Annotated in this window: 16 protein-coding genes and 1 pseudogene; 10 read left to right on the top strand and 7 right to left on the bottom strand. The window is 35.6% G+C overall.

The genetic code is table 11. The annotated features are described in order from the left end of the window. Nucleotides 1-3: 3 nt before the first annotated feature. Nucleotides 4-450, bottom strand: a complete 447-nt coding sequence (locus tag NSS70_RS17255) for a hypothetical protein (RefSeq protein WP_066248066.1) — start codon at nt 448-450, stop codon at nt 4-6. 19 nt (nt 451-469) lie between these two features. Then, nucleotides 470-2,110, bottom strand: coding sequence for an AAA family ATPase (locus NSS70_RS17250; RefSeq protein WP_066248067.1), 1,641 nt, complete (start codon nt 2,108-2,110; stop codon nt 470-472). 1,066 nt (nt 2,111-3,176) lie between these two features. Here NSS70_RS17250 and NSS70_RS17245 point away from each other — a divergent pair. Beyond that, the gene (locus tag NSS70_RS17245) at nt 3,177-4,331 is read left to right on the top strand and encodes an MFS transporter (protein ID WP_339193337.1); all 1,155 of its coding nucleotides are present in this window, start codon (nt 3,177-3,179) and stop codon (nt 4,329-4,331) included. Nucleotides 4,332-4,939: 608 nt separating this feature from the next. Here the strand turns inward: NSS70_RS17245 and NSS70_RS17240 are convergent. The 5 genes from NSS70_RS17240 to NSS70_RS17220 form a co-directional block, all read right to left on the bottom strand. Next, a complete protein-coding gene (locus NSS70_RS17240) occupies nt 4,940-5,671 on the bottom strand; it encodes an ATP-binding cassette domain-containing protein (protein ID WP_066248071.1) in 732 nt (243 codons plus the stop codon). A gap of 13 nt (nt 5,672-5,684) precedes the next feature. Next, on the bottom strand, nt 5,685-7,421 hold the full coding sequence (locus tag NSS70_RS17235) for a hypothetical protein (RefSeq protein ID WP_340882041.1): 1,737 nt from the start codon (nt 7,419-7,421) through the stop codon (nt 5,685-5,687). A gap of 15 nt (nt 7,422-7,436) precedes the next feature. Then, nucleotides 7,437-7,952 carry a stage II sporulation protein M gene (locus tag NSS70_RS17230; RefSeq protein WP_311066486.1) on the bottom strand — a complete coding sequence of 172 codons (516 nt, stop codon included), beginning with the start codon at nt 7,950-7,952 and terminating at the stop codon, nt 7,437-7,439. 83 nt (nt 7,953-8,035) lie between these two features. After that, complete coding sequence (locus tag NSS70_RS17225; protein ID WP_339193335.1) at nt 8,036-8,221, bottom strand: hypothetical protein; 186 nt, start codon at nt 8,219-8,221, stop codon at nt 8,036-8,038. 16 nt (nt 8,222-8,237) lie between these two features. Beyond that, nucleotides 8,238-8,918 carry a YIP1 family protein gene (locus NSS70_RS17220; RefSeq protein ID WP_339193334.1) on the bottom strand — a complete coding sequence of 227 codons (681 nt, stop codon included), beginning with the start codon at nt 8,916-8,918 and terminating at the stop codon, nt 8,238-8,240. A gap of 877 nt (nt 8,919-9,795) precedes the next feature. Here NSS70_RS17220 and NSS70_RS17215 point away from each other — a divergent pair. From NSS70_RS17215 to NSS70_RS17170, 9 genes and pseudogenes are all read left to right on the top strand, one after another. After that, entirely contained in the window at nt 9,796-10,401 is a 606-nt protein-coding gene (locus NSS70_RS17215; RefSeq protein ID WP_339193333.1) for a response regulator transcription factor, read from the top strand. A 338-nt stretch (nt 10,402-10,739) separates the two neighbouring features. Further along, nucleotides 10,740-10,943, top strand: a complete 204-nt coding sequence (locus NSS70_RS17210; protein WP_063388395.1) for a hypothetical protein — start codon at nt 10,740-10,742, stop codon at nt 10,941-10,943. A gap of 91 nt (nt 10,944-11,034) precedes the next feature. Then, entirely contained in the window at nt 11,035-11,997 is a 963-nt protein-coding gene (locus NSS70_RS17205; RefSeq protein WP_339193332.1) for an ATP-grasp domain-containing protein, read from the top strand. A gap of 20 nt (nt 11,998-12,017) precedes the next feature. Next, nucleotides 12,018-13,112: a hypothetical protein gene (locus NSS70_RS17200; RefSeq protein ID WP_340882039.1), complete on the top strand. Its 1,095-nt coding sequence runs from the start codon at nt 12,018-12,020 to the stop codon at nt 13,110-13,112. A gap of 374 nt (nt 13,113-13,486) precedes the next feature. Then, nucleotides 13,487-13,780 carry a UxaA family hydrolase gene (locus NSS70_RS17195; protein WP_232515603.1) on the top strand — a complete coding sequence of 98 codons (294 nt, stop codon included), beginning with the start codon at nt 13,487-13,489 and terminating at the stop codon, nt 13,778-13,780. Continuing rightward, entirely contained in the window at nt 13,770-14,924 is a 1,155-nt protein-coding gene (locus NSS70_RS17190) for a UxaA family hydrolase (protein WP_066248079.1), read from the top strand. The genes NSS70_RS17195 and NSS70_RS17190 overlap by 11 nt, the downstream gene beginning before the upstream one ends. Nucleotides 14,925-14,937: 13 nt before the next feature. Next, nucleotides 14,938-15,893 (top strand): annotated as a pseudogene (locus NSS70_RS17185) (hydroxyacid dehydrogenase). 14 nt (nt 15,894-15,907) lie between these two features. Continuing rightward, nucleotides 15,908-16,969 (top strand): Ldh family oxidoreductase, encoded by a 1,062-nt coding sequence (locus NSS70_RS17175; protein WP_340882035.1) that lies wholly within the window; start codon nt 15,908-15,910, stop codon nt 16,967-16,969. After that, nucleotides 16,962-17,675, top strand: a complete 714-nt coding sequence (locus tag NSS70_RS17170; RefSeq protein WP_063388402.1) for a FadR/GntR family transcriptional regulator — start codon at nt 16,962-16,964, stop codon at nt 17,673-17,675. Before NSS70_RS17175 ends, NSS70_RS17170 begins: the two co-directional genes overlap by 8 nt. Nucleotides 17,676-17,733: the final 58 nt, after the last annotated feature.

Genomic DNA, 17,733 nt, shown 5'->3' with positions numbered 1-17,733 from the left:
CACCTATTTAGAAATATTGTTGACATTAAAAGTTAAAACAATTGTTCGGTCTTCTTGCATAATTTCCGATTCCAGATGTAAGCCATGTTCTGCTGCTTGTTTCAGTAAATGTTGATAAGTTTCTTGTTGTATTAGATATTTGTATTCTGTCTGTAAATTTTCAATAAATTCCATGGCAGCTTGTGTGTCAACACTATTGTTAAATATCGCTTCAAAATACCCCTGTTCAGTTAGTTGAAAATAAATTTGAAGATCTTCAATTGTCGTTTGGTAATTTTGTTCAGTCAATTTTGTCACTTTGCAACCATACTGTTCAATCGATTTTTGAAGTAAATCTTCTTTCTTCATAATCGTTGGAATGATAAAGGAATCATTTTTTTGATTTGCAAAGGCTTTAATCGAACTAATTGTTGCAATACCAATTGGAACTAACAAAAGTTCAATGCTCAAATTCATTCACCTACTTCTATTAAAAGTCAATCGCACGACCGCCACGAGTGGACTTAATATCCATATCCATGTTAGAGCTATTTGATTCGCAATACTCCGCTCGATCTTCTCTAGGCGTAGCCGCAACCGCTCTAACACTAGCCCATTCACGAATCTCTTTAATTTGTTCAGCCTGTGTCACCGCAAGTGGTACAATTAATTTCGAAACTTTTTCAAAATCACTAAATTGAACACTTCGTTCTTCATAAAATGCCTCAAATAATCCATTTATGACAACTTGTTCAATCTCTGCTCCTACAAACCCCTCCGTCATGTCAGCCAATTTTTCCAGGTTTTCAGTACTAATTTCAAAATTACCTTTTACGCTTGGGTTATTTAATCTTTTCTTTAAATGAACTCGGAAGATTTCAATACGTTCTCTATGTGTTGGTAAATCAACAAAGAAAATTTCATCAAATCGACCTTTTCGCAACATTTCAGGAGGAAGTGCCGATATATTGTTTGCAGTGGCAACTACAAATACGGATTTTTCTTTTTCTTGCATCCAAGTTAAAAAGTGTCCAAAAACACGAGAACTTGTCCCGCTATCTCCAGATGAACTAGTTCCGTTAAATCCTTTTTCGATTTCATCAATCCATAAGATGGAAGGAGCAATGGCTTCAGCTGTTTGAATCGCTTTTCTCATATTTTCTTCACTACTACCAACAATGCCGCTAAACACTTTTCCAATATCTAATCGCAGTAATGGAAGCTGCCACATTCCACTAATCGCTTTACTTATTAAACTTTTACCACAACCTGGAACACCTGTAATGAGCACACCCTTTGGAGCTGGTAAACCATATTGTTGCGCAGACTCTAACCAAGATTTATCTCTTTTTTTCAACCAACGTTTTAAATTTTCTAATCCACCGACTTCATCCATATTAAGATTACTCGATATAAATTCTAGTATCCCTGTTTTCTTAATGATTTGTTCTTTTTCTTGAAGGATTACTTCAACATCCTTGATTGATAATTTTCCATCATCAACCATTGCCCGTGCAAAGGCATTTTCGGCTTCCGAAAGTGTTAAACCCAATGATGCTTTTACGAGTTTTTCTTTTTCTTCTTCATTTAAGTTAATTTCAATTCTTCCTGTTTGTCGGTTTACTTCAATCATTTCATCAAGCAGTTGCTTCATTTCAGTAAAGGTTGGTAAAGGAAAATCAACAATTGTAATATCTTTCTCCAAATCTTGCGGTAATTTAAGAATTGGAGATAAAAATACAATATTCTTTGGATTAACACTTTGTTTTAAACTCATTACAATGTCACGTAGTTTTCTTATCACAAGAAGATCTGGTAATCTTCCTTGATCACCAAAATAAACATGGAAGTCTTGCAGTACAAAAATAGCGGGCTCATCATACTTTTCAATAAATTCTAATGCTTTTACAGGAACCTTCGTATCGTCTTTACGTATACCCTCTCCTACAATCCCTTCCGTAATCTTCCAAGTAAATAATTTTCTTGTTGTTTTAATCAACTGTTGATCATAGGCAATGTCATTAATAAGTGCTAGTGCTCTTTGCTCTTCCCAAGTTGGAATATATATAAATGGGAATCTAGCTTTAAACAAATTAGCTACAAATCTTTTTTGCTTTAATAAGTAATTCAATGCTTTCCCTTCTTCCTTTAGATTTTTGGGTTATTAAGAATTTTATAAGCAGTTGTAATGTTTAAAATATATCTTTACCCATATATCCTATAGATACCTGAATCCGTGATAAAAGGTAGCTTACCTAGATAATTTTGGAATGACTTTCTTTTACCTTAACTTTGGATATTTTTACTGGAATTAACCGTTTTTGGGTATATCAAATAAGTTTCCCATACTGATAAAAGCTAGCAGTCTAAATAAATCAAAGCTTTGTAATAAGTTTCTTGTTCAAGGCATTTAAGCAAGTGTAGAGTTTAGTATTGTAATTTTACCTTTCTCTTCATCATTAATATTACATTAATTTTGAAAAATACTAAAAATAATAAATTGAATGAATTTTATAAATATTAGTCCTCCAGACTCAAAGATTTCTAAGCACTAAATAAGAAGTACTCCCGAAAATGTCGAAATAAGTAAGCGGTCAAACAATCTATCGACCTAAGGTTGACCCCCTATGCCTATTATAAGACAAGGAAGCTTTTTTGACATCAAGATTTATGCAGATTTACCAGTTGCAAAGTTAGATCGGAGTGGCCCAAAATTCAATTATCAAATACAATCGGATATTGGTTGATACAGGCTCTGATAGCAACGGTTATTTCAAGTGAATTGGCTGAGACAATATTGTTCTTGAGGAAAATGATACGATTTATAGAATAAGTGGCGTTGGCGACTCTGAATTTGTATTTTCGAAAAAAGTAGATTCTATTAAATAGGATTCGAAAGTGCAGCCGCATTCATATGGTTGGCTGTTCTTTTTTCTATATATTTGGAACGATTATAGATTGAAAGAGGCGTGAGGATAAAAAAATGAAGGATATTTCTTTCGTATCTCGAATTATTTAAAAGAGTTACTTTTTTGTTAAACGAAAAGAACTCTTCTCATCCTCGGTAATTTGTTTTCCATATAAGGATGTCATTCATTGTATAGGCTGCATTATTGAATATGAACCGGCCGATGCTCTCAGTAAACATTTAAAAAGATGACTTCAACAATAAAAGATAGCGGAGGAGTAGTCGCTATATGTTACGTTTATTCATTATTTTTGTAGCTACAGCAAATGCGTTCATTGTTCTTTATGCACCACAGCCTCTACTCCCGTTGTGGACTCAAGAATTTAATATATCGATAGCAACGGCAAGCTCAGCTATTTCGATTACCATTATTTCATTAGCCGTGTCATCTTTTGTATTTGCTCAATTATTGGACCAATGGGATCGAAAAAAAGTTATTCTTTTTGCAAGTATATTATTAATTTTTCCGAGTATGATGATTTACATTAGTGAATCATTTTCATCAATTTTATTTTGGAGATGTATGTATGGTCTCATCATACCTGGCATCTTGGCTGTGATGATGGCATATGTATCTGAAGAATTTCCTCTAAATCAACGTGGAAGAGTGATGGGAGTATATGTAAGTGCTAATGTGGCGGGCGGATTGCTGGGACGGGTTATTTCTGGACCGATAGCCGACACATTTTCCTGGAAGACTGTTTTTTCAATAATCGCGGTGTATTCCATGGTCGTTGCTTTTTTAGTTTGGAAATATCTCCCTAAACCTAACTATCAAAGAGAAAGGAAGAAACAAAGTTTTGGCATACATTTTAAAAATCCTGCTCTGATAGGTACATTCACTATAGGTTTTTCGCAATTCTTCGCATTTATTAGCTTTTTCACATATATTCCTTTTTATGTTGCTCAACCTCCTTTTCAGTTAAGCAATACACAAATTTCGTTGCTTTATGCTACATATGCGTTCGGCATTTTCTCCGCTCCTATAGCCGGCATGATATCTGATAAGATTGGCCGGCGTTGGACAATGAGTATGGGGCATATTCTTGGCGGAATCGGTATTTTCATAACGCTTTGGCCAACGATTCCTGCGCTTGTTGTGGGATCATCATTGTTGACGCTCGGAAATTTTGCTTCTCAATCAGCAACAACAGCTTATGTGACAGATATGGCCGCCGATTCACGGGGAGCTGCTACGTCTTTATATTTGGTGTTTTTCTATTTAGGAGGAAGCCTTGGCGGTTGGATTCCCGGCCTTTTATGGGAAAATTACGGATGGCATGGTGTCGTTTTTTTAACAATTGGAACAATCATTTTGGCACTATTAAGTAATTTATTTCTCGCAGGAAGAACCCCAGGGAGATTGAAAGTTTCTGAATTATGATATGAACAAAACAGTATTATTTCCTTGTCGAATCATAGTGAATATTTATGACTAAAATAAGGATTCTTTTTCCACAATGGGATTGTCCCGAAAGTCATTGAAACTTGACTTGTATCGTCTCCTTAATGAATTAAGGTGAAGCAGACGGGAACATACTGCGATTTGATTTTGAGCCACTGTGTATGCTTTTTCAGCCAGGAAGACAGTTAGCTAATTCAACCTTGTTAGCTTACCTACCACTCAACGTAAAGTTTTTCGTTTGATCGGTGGTGCATGAAAGATTTTTCCCCATGGTTTTCTTAACTTTATAAGAACTTCATTTTATTGTTCGATTAAGTGTAACTTTTCGAATAGGAACCACCTTTTCCAAGGGTTATGTACTTTATCATTTTTGAACATTGTTAGTGTGGTGGAATCATCGGATTTATTTGCAATGGTAGTGATTTAAAATATAAATCTAACGATGATTCCTCCCAAAATAAATAAACTAAATATGAGATACCATATACTTTCGCTTCGGTTTTCTTTCCATCCCTTAATTGCGTAATAAAAGGCAAATGCAAAAAGTATAAAGAGAAGTATATCCCCAATATATTTGAACACATTCCTCATCCTTCCTCAGTTGAAAATACATTTAAATAATATTCCTCAAGACTGCTAGCTGTCTCTTTGATCTCGGAAATAGATATATTATTTTTTAATATTTTCCCATTGGAAATTAAAATAATTGAATCACAACATCTTTCACAAACCTCTAGTTGGTGTGTAGACATAAAAATACTGCATCCATTTTGTGCGTATTGAATTAAGATGTTTTTAATATCTTTCATACTGACAGGATCAATTCCTGATAAATACTCATCTAGCAAAAGCAGCTTCGGTTTTTTCATTAATAATGGAATAAGATTGAGTTTCTTTTTCATCCCAAGCGAATAATTGAAAATTTGCTTATTTAAGGAATTTAATAATCCCAATAACTGGAGCATTTCTTTAATTTCCGGGCTGTCTATATCAAAATTTAATAACTCGCTCATGAATTTTAAATATTCTTTTCCGGTCAGCACGGAAAATAATAATGGGGCATCAGGAAGTAACATGATTTCTTTTCGATCCAGATCTGACAGTTTTACACCATTGACGTAAATTTCTCCATCATCGTAGCCGGTCAATTCAGATAAAATTCTAAAGGTTGTGGTTTTCCCCGCTCCATTTGGTCCGAGAAATCCGACAATTTTATTTTCAGCAATTTCAAACGTTGCTTGATCTAATATTTTTTTCCCATTTTCAATTTTGGTCAGATTATGGACTTTCAATAAATAATCAGAAGATGCTGCTCCCACTGGATTTTCACTCCTAATAAATAAATTGTTTTTTATTTAGCTTTCTTTTTACTAATAAAAGTGATATAAAGAGCATTCCGAATAGATAAATAGCAAGAAAAATAGGATTGATGAACAAATATTGTGATTTTGTTAAATAACCCATGATAAATAAAACCATGGGGATTGTCATACTAGGAAGTATGATAAATAAAGACATTGCATCTAAGATAGAATCGACCATTTTTTTATCGCCAAATTCATTCAATTCTTCAGCGTTTCGAAATTCAAAATGAGGATAGAAGGCGCTGGAAATATAATTTAAAGCGCCAAAAGCATTTAAAGCTAAAATTTGCATTGAGAGCAACCATATAATAGTAGTTAATGAAATGGGAGTGAGTATATAAACAATGAAATCACCTATTACGATTAAAGGAATTAACGTGATGATGTAGACAAAAAACTTTTGTTTAAATACATACCAAAGATTTTTTCCAGCATTTAAATAAATTAAGACATTGGTGCCATCACTTTCTAAGGCCATTCCCCCTATAAAATGCTGATAATGACGTTCCGCCAAAAAATAAATATGGTACAAAATAAAAAATGAAAGTACTAATTGCTGCACTTTGTACTCATCATCTAAATTGGCGAGCAATCCGCTAAATATGCCAACAGAAAACCAATAAACGAAATCGCCAAACATATACGGAAGCCTCTTTTGAAAAAAGCTCGATCTAATAAATAAAAGAATCATAAAAGCTTTTTTCTTTAAAAACGGCACTTTTAATAACGGGGAAGGCAGCCGATCAAAATACTCCGCTGATCGCCTGTTGGGGTTTTCTTTAAAAAGAATGATAAATAACAAGTAAAATACCATAGTAAACATACACATCAATATCGTGCCAATATATGTATATAGAGAATCAGCAGTGAGAATATCAAAAAAGCTTAAATTGATTTTGATCGTCGTTACACTGTCAAACAGAATTTCCCAACCTTTGTTAGACCATTTTTCAAATGACTCGGATGTGGGATTTTCTTTAATAAAGGGAATATCAATAAGCCATCCTGTAAACTTTGCAGCGAAAAAATAGCCTATTGAAAATATGATCATTCTTGATATGACAATTTTGGCTACTTTGTTTACGAAAGGTTTTTCTATTATAAACTTGTATACATAAAATGTGTGCGAAAAAGAGACAGCAATGCTGACAAACAAATATAAAGAAAAGCTGAGCAGTGTTAATCCAATTACCATAGATATGTTTAAACCGATTGCGTATGATAAGCTAAAAAGCAATGTTAAAATATGTATGATGAAACTTCTTATGTTCCAGCAGATTGTTTCGAAAATAACCATAGAGTTGGCTTTACTTAAACTCAATTTAAAATGTGACAGCAGCCACTCCTTGTCCATTGAGCTTAAATTCCACTTGGAAGCTTTTATGCCAGCAATAACAGAGAAAACTATTACATATACAAAATAAAACTGCCAGAGAATATAAACATTGTTGTTAATTTGGGAAATTTTTTGCAATAAAAAGTCCAAAAATGGCGCACCTGTCGTTGCTGTATGTAAAAATTCATTCATAATTACCAGTTTTAATACAGCATATGCAGAAAAAAAATAAAAAATAGCCTCTATGACATCAAGAAAAAAAGCTGTGATCGCAAATATATATCCTGAATACCCTCTTCTATTTAAAAATTTACCCCATTGATTTTTCCATCTTATATAAATCTTCCATTTAATCCATGCTGCTCTCATTTTGACTCCCGACTTTCATAAATTTAATGTAATCAATCCCTCTACAATGGAAGCTAGAAGGATTCCTATAATTACCATTACGACATGTTTTAATAAAAATTTCAACCCATATTTTCTATTAAAATAAAATGTAAATCCTAAAAAGCCGATAGCTCCTGCTAATAAAAAAAAGGGGATTTCAAATATTCCATGAGGTATAACCTTTAAAAATATATTTAATAAAGGTTGATCAGATAAAATAAGATGAGTTAGACCTGCTCCGATAGATATGCCATTAATGAGTAAATAAATAAACGTAGGAATCCCAAATGTAAATAAACCCAGCATTAAAACTAGACAAACAAGTATATTATTTAAAAAAATAGAATACACTGAGTACCAGCCAGCTTTATAAGTTCTTTGGAGCTCAGCTGCCTCCTCCATTTGAGGCGAAGTCGAAAAAATTATCATGACCCCAATAATTAAACCTATGCCAAATACAATGGCAGAAAGGATAAAAGTGTTTCGTAGACGGGAAAAATAGTTCAACATCACTCACTCGCTAACTTTTTCTTAAATTAAATAGAAGGTAGGATAGAGAAAGACTAACGGCTCTCTATCCTATCCTAAAAACATTATGCTACTACAGCTTTTTTGCCTCCGGCTCTTAGAGCTATCTGCAAGGCTTTTAATGTGAGACCTGCTCCGGTTATCAATGTCAAGAATGAAGCTATTCCTAAACCGGCGTCCAAAAATGCAGCAATAGTTTTTGCAGTAGTTTCATTAATGCCATAAGCAACTAAAAGATCAAGTTCCAACATTATAATTCACCTCCTTTCAAATAAGTTCAATTAGTGTGTTAAATATAATTATTACTGGGAATAATATGGAAACTATCTTTGTTAAAGACTGCTTTGTAACAATTGTTAAGCTTAAACAAATTAGAAATAATGACCACAAATTAAATAATTCAATTTTCGATAAAAATATTTGCACAAATTGATTCATGTTTAATCCTGAAAATAGGTAGGCCAAGCTGGTGACAGGAATATGATATTGAGACGGATCAGATAACACGTATTTTATACCGAGCCCCAAAATAACAGGGGATTGAGCGATGATGACAAATCTCAATAATTCCCTGAATTTTACTTTCAATTTTACGATGGAGAGAACTATTTTTATTAAGGCTGTAAGTAAAAGAATATTAACGAAAAATAAGAAGACTTGCATAATTGCGGCAAAAATAGTAAGAGCATTTTTAAACGATTGTGATGGATTGTTTCCTAAAAGATCTGCTATATATTCGGATTCCAATAAATTTTGACTTATAACAATACTTATTGCGGCAAACAATATAACTAATGTCAAAGTAGCTAGTATTCCTAGTTTTTTTTCATTATGTATGTTCAATAAAGTTTTTTGCGGCGAATAAATGATTTTAAATGGATAAAATATCCTTTTGATAAAAACATGACTAGGGTTTCTTACCAATTGCTCTTGCTCTTCAAGACGCATTATCAAATCACCTGCTTACATAATTTAATGAGTTTTCGATATTTATTTGCTAAAAAACAATGTCAATATTTCATATGATCACAATGCTCCGGCTTGTTGTTTAAAGTTTTAGAGAGAAGAGAAGAATTGATATATTTTTGGTGGAATTTACAATTTCTTCTTCTTAATTCAAAATATATTACAAATCTTCTAAAAAAACATCGGTATTTTCCACAAAAAATGATGTGGAAAATACCTATTTTTAGAAAAAACAATGAAAAAAACTGTCATTTAGTGTAAAATTTTTACTATAAATACTAGTTGAAGGAGGGATAAAAAGCGAGAATCGATAGGATTCACTGAACTTTGCATTCGCAAAAGAAAAGATTGGATTTGGATGTGTTCTCTCACTTGTGTATATATGAAAAACAGACGGACAGTTAACGGAAAAGTAAATGAGTTTTTGAAAAAAACACTTGTTTAGCTCTAAGCTTTAAAAAAGGCATCTTTAAACTGTTGCGCCTTTAGAGGAAAATGATTTGGAAACGAAGATTATTTTTTTCGAGATGTGTATACGTTTTTAGTCTATAATCGCTAATTGTTTATGCTGATGCCAATGTACATCTGATTTTAGTGAAGCTAGTCTAAATACATTCTGTTCTAATTGAAATTCTTTTAATGGAAATTTTGTGAATTATTCTCACATCTGTTCTCTTCAATGTTTTTTAGACTTATAAAATGCTTTAAAAATAAAAGGGTGTTTATATTGAGTTTTCCGAAAAAATCAATTAGGGTGAGTGACGATCTAAAATCTTCGACGAAGATGGCTACGCTTAAATGCAGTCAGAACTGGGCATTGTAACTTCCTGATAACTTTGCCGAGATTAGGATGATTGAAATGAAAATTAAAGTACTACTGGTAGATGATCACTTACTAGTCTTGTTAGGAATCAAACAATTATTAGAACACGAATCAGATCTTGAAGTTGTAGATACCATTTGCGACCCTGCCGAAATCAATGCAGCAATATCAAAAAATCATCCGGATGTTGTGGTAATGGACATAAGAATGAAAGGCTACAATGGAATTGAGTTGACAAAGAAATTAATCGAAAGCTATCCGAATCTGAAGATTGTCATATTATCAGCTTATAACGATGATGAATATATTGACGCATCTTATCATGCCGGTGCTTATGCGTTCATTACGAAGGAAAACTCTGCTACAGAACTTGCAAATGCGATCAGACAAAGTTTTTTGGGCAACAATATCATTCCTAGAAAAAAAATAGAATATCAGAATCACTATTTAACCAAAACTGAGTTAGAAATTTTAAAGCTGATTTCTGAAGATAAAACGAACGCAGAGATCAGTGATATTTTGATGGTAAGCAGAAGAACGGTCGAACACCATGTTTCATCAATTATTAAAAAGCTGAATGTGTACTCAAGAGTTGGTGCAGTGGTAAAAGGAATAAAACTGGGACTATTAAAAACTATTTAAAATCGTTATATTTTGTTCAAATCGGAAGCCTACATTCCAGCATGTAGGTATTCAAGACATGGATATTGTGTCTGAACTCAATTGCGCTTTAAACAACAAAACCGCTGTACCGTGTGTGAGAGTGTCTATCAAACATAGTGATTCTCTTATTTTTTAAAGCCGAAATGTATAAACTTGACTTTTCCAGGTGGAGGATTTAGCAAAAAGACCTATTTGTTCTCTCAATTTCATTCTTAAGCACTATTCAGAATAGGATATTTTATCTATAGGAAGATAAAGGTAAATATGTTATTTTTAAACAGAAAATTTTTTAATATTTTGAATAGGAGGAATCAAAAATGAAAAAGAAATTGTTTATTGAAGAATTGGAAGTAAGGCAATCTAGCTCTCCGTTATTTGTGAGCCCTATTGTGGATCCGGGATATGCCACAACGTTAGCTTTAGGCGAAGAAGGAGGATATACAACTCAAGCTATCGGGGAAGAAGGCGGGCCAATTGTTACCACATATGCACTTGGCGAAGAAGGCGGTTTTATAAAATAGGTTTTGTTAAAAGTTGGACAAGCGCCCCAGAGAATGTTTTCTGGGGCGCTAAAATTCGGAAAATTCTCATTTATTTCATCGGAGGTGCGAAATGGCGGAAGTATCTGTTGGTATTATCGGTTCACAATTTGAAAGGCATTGTCTTTATTTACAAAAGGAATTGGTTCGACAAGGCGCCCAAGCATTCATTTTAGATAATTCGCCGGATGTCCCCTACCCCTTAAGCTTTGGGGGTGAAGACAGCCATTATGAAAACCGTGATTTATCGGAAACGAACGTTTACTTTTTGAGAGCATTATTTGTTCCTACTCCTGCATTCGATACTTCTCAAATAAAGGAACAAATCAAGGAGAATGGATTTTTGGCATATGCGGCGGAGCGGGAGAGATATGCTGCTTGGCTGTCTTGGTTAAAATCTTCCTCTTACTTCGGCAGACTCATCGTCAATCCTGTTGATACACTGCTCATTCATTTTGCAAAGCCTTATCACCTTGAGTGTCTAAGAAGAGCAGGTATTCCCGTTCCTAAAACGTTAGTAACCAGCAATCCGGAAAAAGTTTTGGAATTCAGCCATAACTGCGATGTCATCTATAAACCCGTTGCTGGAGGAGCATTGTGCCGTCTATTGACAGAGGAAGATAAAAAACCTGAAAGATTAGAAGCATTGAGCACAGCACCGGTGCAATTCCAAGAATACATACAAGGTCAGGATGTACGTGTATTTGTCCTGGACAGAAAAGTCATCGCATCATTTATCATTGAGGGAGAAGGAATTGATTATCGTGAAGGCGCCCATCAAGTCAAACCCTTTGAGATAACGCCAGAGATCGCTCAGTTATGTATAGAGGCATGCGAAACATTAGGGCTTATTTTCAGCGGAATTGATTTAAAACTACGTCCAGACGGTTCTGTTATATGCATTGAATGTAATCCAAGCCCAATGTTCGAAGGATTCGATCGGGTTGCCCCTGTTTCAATTGTTTCCCAGCTGGCTTCATACTTGATCAAACAAGCCATTCTTAAAGAGGAAAATAAACTGAAAGTGAGAAACTGACGTTTGGAGAGGGAGTATTTGTGAATTACTCACAGTCATTTCAAAAACCGTTAGTATACAAAATAGGAAAGATAAAAGAAGATCGGTACTGGATTGAACGACCGGATGGACTTTTATTGCAAATAGATAACTATTCAAAAAAATTGTTGGAGCAGTTGGCAAACAAAGAGCCTATATCTTCTATTGCAGATAAAATGGAAGTATCGGAGAAGGAAATTTTACTATTTCTTGAAAAGTTAGGCATCGATAAGGATGCAGCCTTTTCCCTTATTGAAGAAAAACAATCTGATTTTGAGCCGTATCAAAAGCCGCTCATAACCTATTACAATCCTTGGCTGGAGCGTAAATGGTTTAACTGGATTACCGCAGGTGCTGTTTTGATTTCGATCATCAGCACCGTTTTGTTCATGATCAACACTCCATTTTTTCTCGTCACTGATCTAAAAGGTCAATGGATCATCGCCGGAGTTTTAACATTTTCAGTCCTCATCCATGAGCTTGGGCACTTATTAACAATGCCGCGTACAGGGAACATTTCCATTTCTGTTCAATGGTCCGGGCCTGTCCCGTTATTTAGCATTGTTTGCAATGAAGCTTGGAAGCTATCAAAATGGCAGCGCATGCGGATCAACATCGCGGGCTTTACGGCAGATTTGATTGTATGCGGATTAACATCAGTGATCGGCTTATGCTTTGCACAGCTTTCACCATGGATTTGGTCCTTTCTTATTGTTCATATGTTTAGAATGCTGTTTGCGATTTTCCCGCTGCTTCCTGGAGACGGCTACTGGATGATCGTTGATCTATTGAATCAGCCGAATTTGTGGAAAAATGCAATAGATCAACTAAAGAAATTGAAAATTAATTGGCTTTCCTTCTATGCTTTTGTGCGGATTGCCTTTCATATCTTTATTTGGATTTTATATACGTATTTCATTTTTTTGTGGTCAGCTATCATATTCACAAGGCCGTTTGAAGACGTTCTTTTATTCTTTTTACAGCCTGCGCCGTTGTTGTTATTCCTGAACCTTTTCTATCAGTTGATTTTCATTACTTCCCTCGGAATCAAGCATATAAGGCGGCTGGGCAAGGCGGAACGGGCTCTGGAACGGTAACGATTTTTCGCCATTTTATGATAATCATAACTTAATGATTCGCCATAAACGGCTCTCGAGTTGTTGAAAAGATTGCAAGAGTGGAATTTTTGAATGATTATTCCCGGAACGGAGCCAATCTTGAACATAATTTAATTGATTTTTTTTTGAAAAAATATTGACAAAAAATTCAATCCATGGTAATCTTTAAACCGCAGTAAATCAATAGGAATAATTTAGGTTCGATCAGACGACTGAAGGGCCTTGCAATGCTTGGAAATAATATATTTTCAGGCGTGCAAGGCCTGTTTTTATTTAATTTAAAGAAATTGGTTGGACCATTGAATGTCTGAACCAAATGCGTTGTAAAAAAGGAAATGGAGGGGTGGTTCATAGTGTCACACAAGTTTTTAGTACATAATGTCGGCGATTCTGTGGGAGTCGCAATAGAAGACATTGAAGCAGGCGAGCAAATCCAAGGGGTCATCTTAGAAGACGATTCAGTTGTTTCAGTAGAGTCTAGAGATTTTATTCCTCTTGGTCATAAGATTGCTTTAGTGGATTTGGATGAAAACAGCAAAGTAATTGAATATCGCGTACCGATTGGTGTAGCTACAAAAAAAATCTATAAAGGGAGCTATGTTCATACTCATAATTTAAAAACGGCGAGGTGGAAATATGGAGAATAAAATTTGGGGTTATCGCAGAGAGAACGGAAGAGTTGGTATTCGGAATCATGTAGTGATCATGCCTGTCGATGACATTTCTAATGCGGCAGCAGAAGCGGTTGCTAAAATTGTTCCTGGTACTTTAGCGATCCCGCATGCATACGGGCGATTACAATATGGGCCGGATTTAGACTTGTTTTTTAAAACGATTATCGGCAACTGTTCTAATCCAAATGTAGCAGCTGTTGTTGTGATTGGTATTGAGCCTAACTGGACAAATCGAATTGTTGAGGAGGTACAAAAAACAGGCAAGCCGGTAGCTGGATTTTCAATTGAACGTTATGGCGATTTGTCTACGATTGAAAAAGCAGCTCGAACAGCACAAAAATTTCTGCAGGATGCTTCTGAAATTCGCAGAGAGCCTGTGGAATTATCAGAAATTTTAGTAAGTATTAAATGCGGAGAGTCGGATACGACAACCGGGTTAGGATCATGCCCTACGGTAGGAAATGTAGTTGATCGTTTAATCGACGAAGGCGGAACTGTTTTGTTCGGTGAAACCTCCGAATTAACTGGCGGCGAGCATTTAATTGCAGAGCGTTGTGCCACTCCAGAAGTAAAACAAAAATTTTTAAGCCTTTATCAAAACTATGTTGAAGAAATCGCATCAAAAGGTGTTGATCTGCTTGGCAGCCAGCCGACAGAAGGAAATATAAGAGGCGGCCTCACAACAATTGAGGAAAAGGCGCTCGGCAATATCGAAAAAACGGGCACAAAACCGGTGGTTGATGCTTTAGGACCTGCGGAGGCTCCAGTAAAAGCGGGATTGAATTTTATGGATACCTCCTCTGCAGCAGCTGAATGTATTACTTTAATGGCAGCTGGAGGGGCGGTCGTACATTTCTTTCCTACCGGTCAAGGCAATATAATTGGTCATCCAATAGTACCCGTTATTAAGCTTTCGGCAAATCCAATTACAGTTTCTACTATGTCAGAGCATATCGATGTAGACGTTACAGGATTATTGAAACGGGAATATAATCTCCAGCAGGCTGGCGATTTGCTGCTTGATATTTTGATCCGAACAATAAACGGACGTTTAACTGCAGCGGAAACATTAGGGCATAGAGAATTTGTTTTGACGAAACTTTATCGCAGTGCATGAGCGGAGGAAAGTAATGAAAATACTAATCTCTGAATATATGCCTGAATCCGGGATTAACAGGATGAGGAAAATAGCGGAGGTCGAATACAATCCGGATTTATGGAGAAATAAACAGGAATTAATAAACAAAATAATAGATGCAGACGCATTAGTCGTTCGAAACCAGACAATTGTTGATCAGGAAATACTGGATGCAGGGAAAAAATTAAAGGTAATCGGCAGATTAGGAGTCGGGCTTGATAATATAAATTTACTTGCAGCAAAACAACGTAATGTAAAAATCGTCTCCGCCAAAAATGCCAATTCGGTTTCAGTAGCAGAATATGTTATGGCCGTTATTTTAACGGCATCGAGGTCTATCATACAAGCCGGAGAAGACGTTAAAAAAGGAAATTGGAATAGGAAATTATTTACGGGAAATGAGATATACGGGAAAACATTGGGATTAATCGGAACGGGAGAGATTGGCCACAGGCTTGCTAAAAGAGCCATTGCATTTGGAATGAAAGTGATCGGCTATGATCCTTATATAAGAGAATTCGATTATCCTTTTTCTGAAACGGGGATTACAAAGGTTGAATTAGCAGAGGGCTTAAAAGAGTCCGACTTTGTAAGCATTCATGTTCCGCTAACGAATGAAACAAGAAATTTACTTAGTACGAAAGAATTTAACTTAATGAAAAAAATGCAATTATTATCAACACTTCTCGCGGGGGAATTGTTGATGAATCCGCCTTATTCAAGGCGGTGGAATCCGGGCAAATAGCTGGTGCTTACTTAGATGTACTTGAGAATGAGCCGGTCGAAAAAGACTATTTTCTATTAAACAGTAGCAAGATTACTGTAACTCCGCATATTGCTGGATTAACAGAAGAGTCCCAAGAACGAATCACTAACATTATTTCAGATGAAATTATGAAAGTACTTGAGGGAAAAGAATCACTATTTTTAGTTTCATCTGATTTTTAAAGGGTGAGTGAAGTTTGACTGTTTATGATGCGAAAGCTTTAAAAAAATTTGTTGAAGATGTTTTGGTGAAGCAAAACGTTAAAAAAGAGAATGCTGAAGTTGTAGCAGATTCATTAATAAGGGCAGATCTTGAAGGTATCACAAGCCACGGAATCAGCAGATTGCCGATCTATTCAAAACGTTTAAAAGAGGGGCGGATTAATCCGACCCCGTCCATAAAAATACAAAAAAAAGGGTTATCCATTTTAACTGTCGATGGAGATAACGGATTGGGCCAGATTGCATCATATTATGGCATTAAAGAGGGAATCAAAACAGCAAGAGAAACGGGAGTTGCTGCCATCGCCATTCGAAAAAGCAACCATTTTGGATGTGCATCATATTATTGCAAGGCAGCTTGCGATGAAAACCTTGCAGCAATTGTGATGACAAATTCTCCGGCTGGGATTCCGCCTTGGGGAGGCAAAAAAGCTTTCTTTGGAACGAATCCGATAGCATTTGGCTTTCCAGTCAAAAACGGACCGGATGTTATTATCGATATGTCTGCAAGCGTCGTTGCAAGAGGCAAAATTATAGAAGCGGCAAAGGAAGGAAAAGCCATTCCAAAAGGCTGGGCAATCGATCAAAGAGGCAATGATACGGAAGATCCTGCAGAAGCATTAAACGGAGCCGTTCTTCCTTCAGGAGGAGTAAAGGGGTATGGCTGGGCTTTGGCAGTGGAAATATTAACAGGGCTATTAACAGGTGCTGCTTACGGCCCACATGTCGAAAATATATATGACGATAACGGCCAAATAGCAAATGTAGGACATTTTTTTATTTTAATCGATATAGAAAAATTTATGCCTGTCGATCAATTTACCTCTCTTCTGCAAAAAATGCTTTTGGAAATGAAAGATGTTCCTAAAAAAGAAGAAGTCCATACAATTTTGTACCCTGGGGAACGAAGAGAACAATCTTATATTCATAAATTACATTGTGGTATTCATTTATCTCAGGAAGTTGAAAAGGATTTAGTGCAGCTGGCTAATCAGTTGCATTTGGAATTTCCTACCACAGGTGATCATTATGTTTGAAAATATTCGTTTTGATCGTTCCACTGTTCCGAATAAGATTGTTGAAGAATTGAAATCACTTATTCAAGAAAATAAGTTGAAACCCGGGGAAAAGCTGCCGTCAGAAAGAGAGCTTTCTCTTAAATTAAATGTGAGTCGAAATACAATAAGGGAAGCTTACAAAGTTCTCTCTACGCTCGGATTTATTGAAATTAAACAGGGGAATGGCGTTTTTGTAGCGGATGGGACGAATAATTTAGCTCAATTAGCCAATCATTACTTTGTCAAAAGCGACCAATTTGCAGATTTATTTGAAATAAGAATGCTCATTGAAACGCAAGCGGTAGTATGGACTGTTGAACGGGCATCCGATTCGGAAATTGACGTTTTGTATCAGTTTGTGAAAGAGACTGTACAATTAATCAGCGAAAATAAAGTGAATGAAAAGATATTGTCTGAACGAGATCACAAATTTCATATTAGAATTGCGGAGCTTTCCAAGAACGCAATTGCTTATCGGATAATGAACAGTCTCACTAGCCTTTTTAACAATATCAGGGTGGAGACATCTAAAATACCTGATCGGATGCACCATTCGTGGCTGGAGCACTTAGAAATTGTCGAAATGATCAAAAAACGCGACATAATTAGGTCAAGGAAAAGTATGGAGAAGCATTTACAAAGTGTCGAGCAGACTTTAGAAAACGCCAAGAGGGATAACGGCTAACATATGACATTTAAGTTTATTCCGAGAAAAAATCGACGGGTTCACCGCTGTATTGTTC

Source organism: Aeribacillus sp. FSL K6-2848 (assembly GCF_038004325.1).
Taxonomy (GTDB): Bacteria; Bacillota; Bacilli; order Bacillales; family Aeribacillaceae; genus Aeribacillus; species Aeribacillus composti.
The sequence above is the reverse complement of the archived record's forward strand: the minus strand, read 5'-3'. Positions and strand labels throughout refer to the sequence as shown.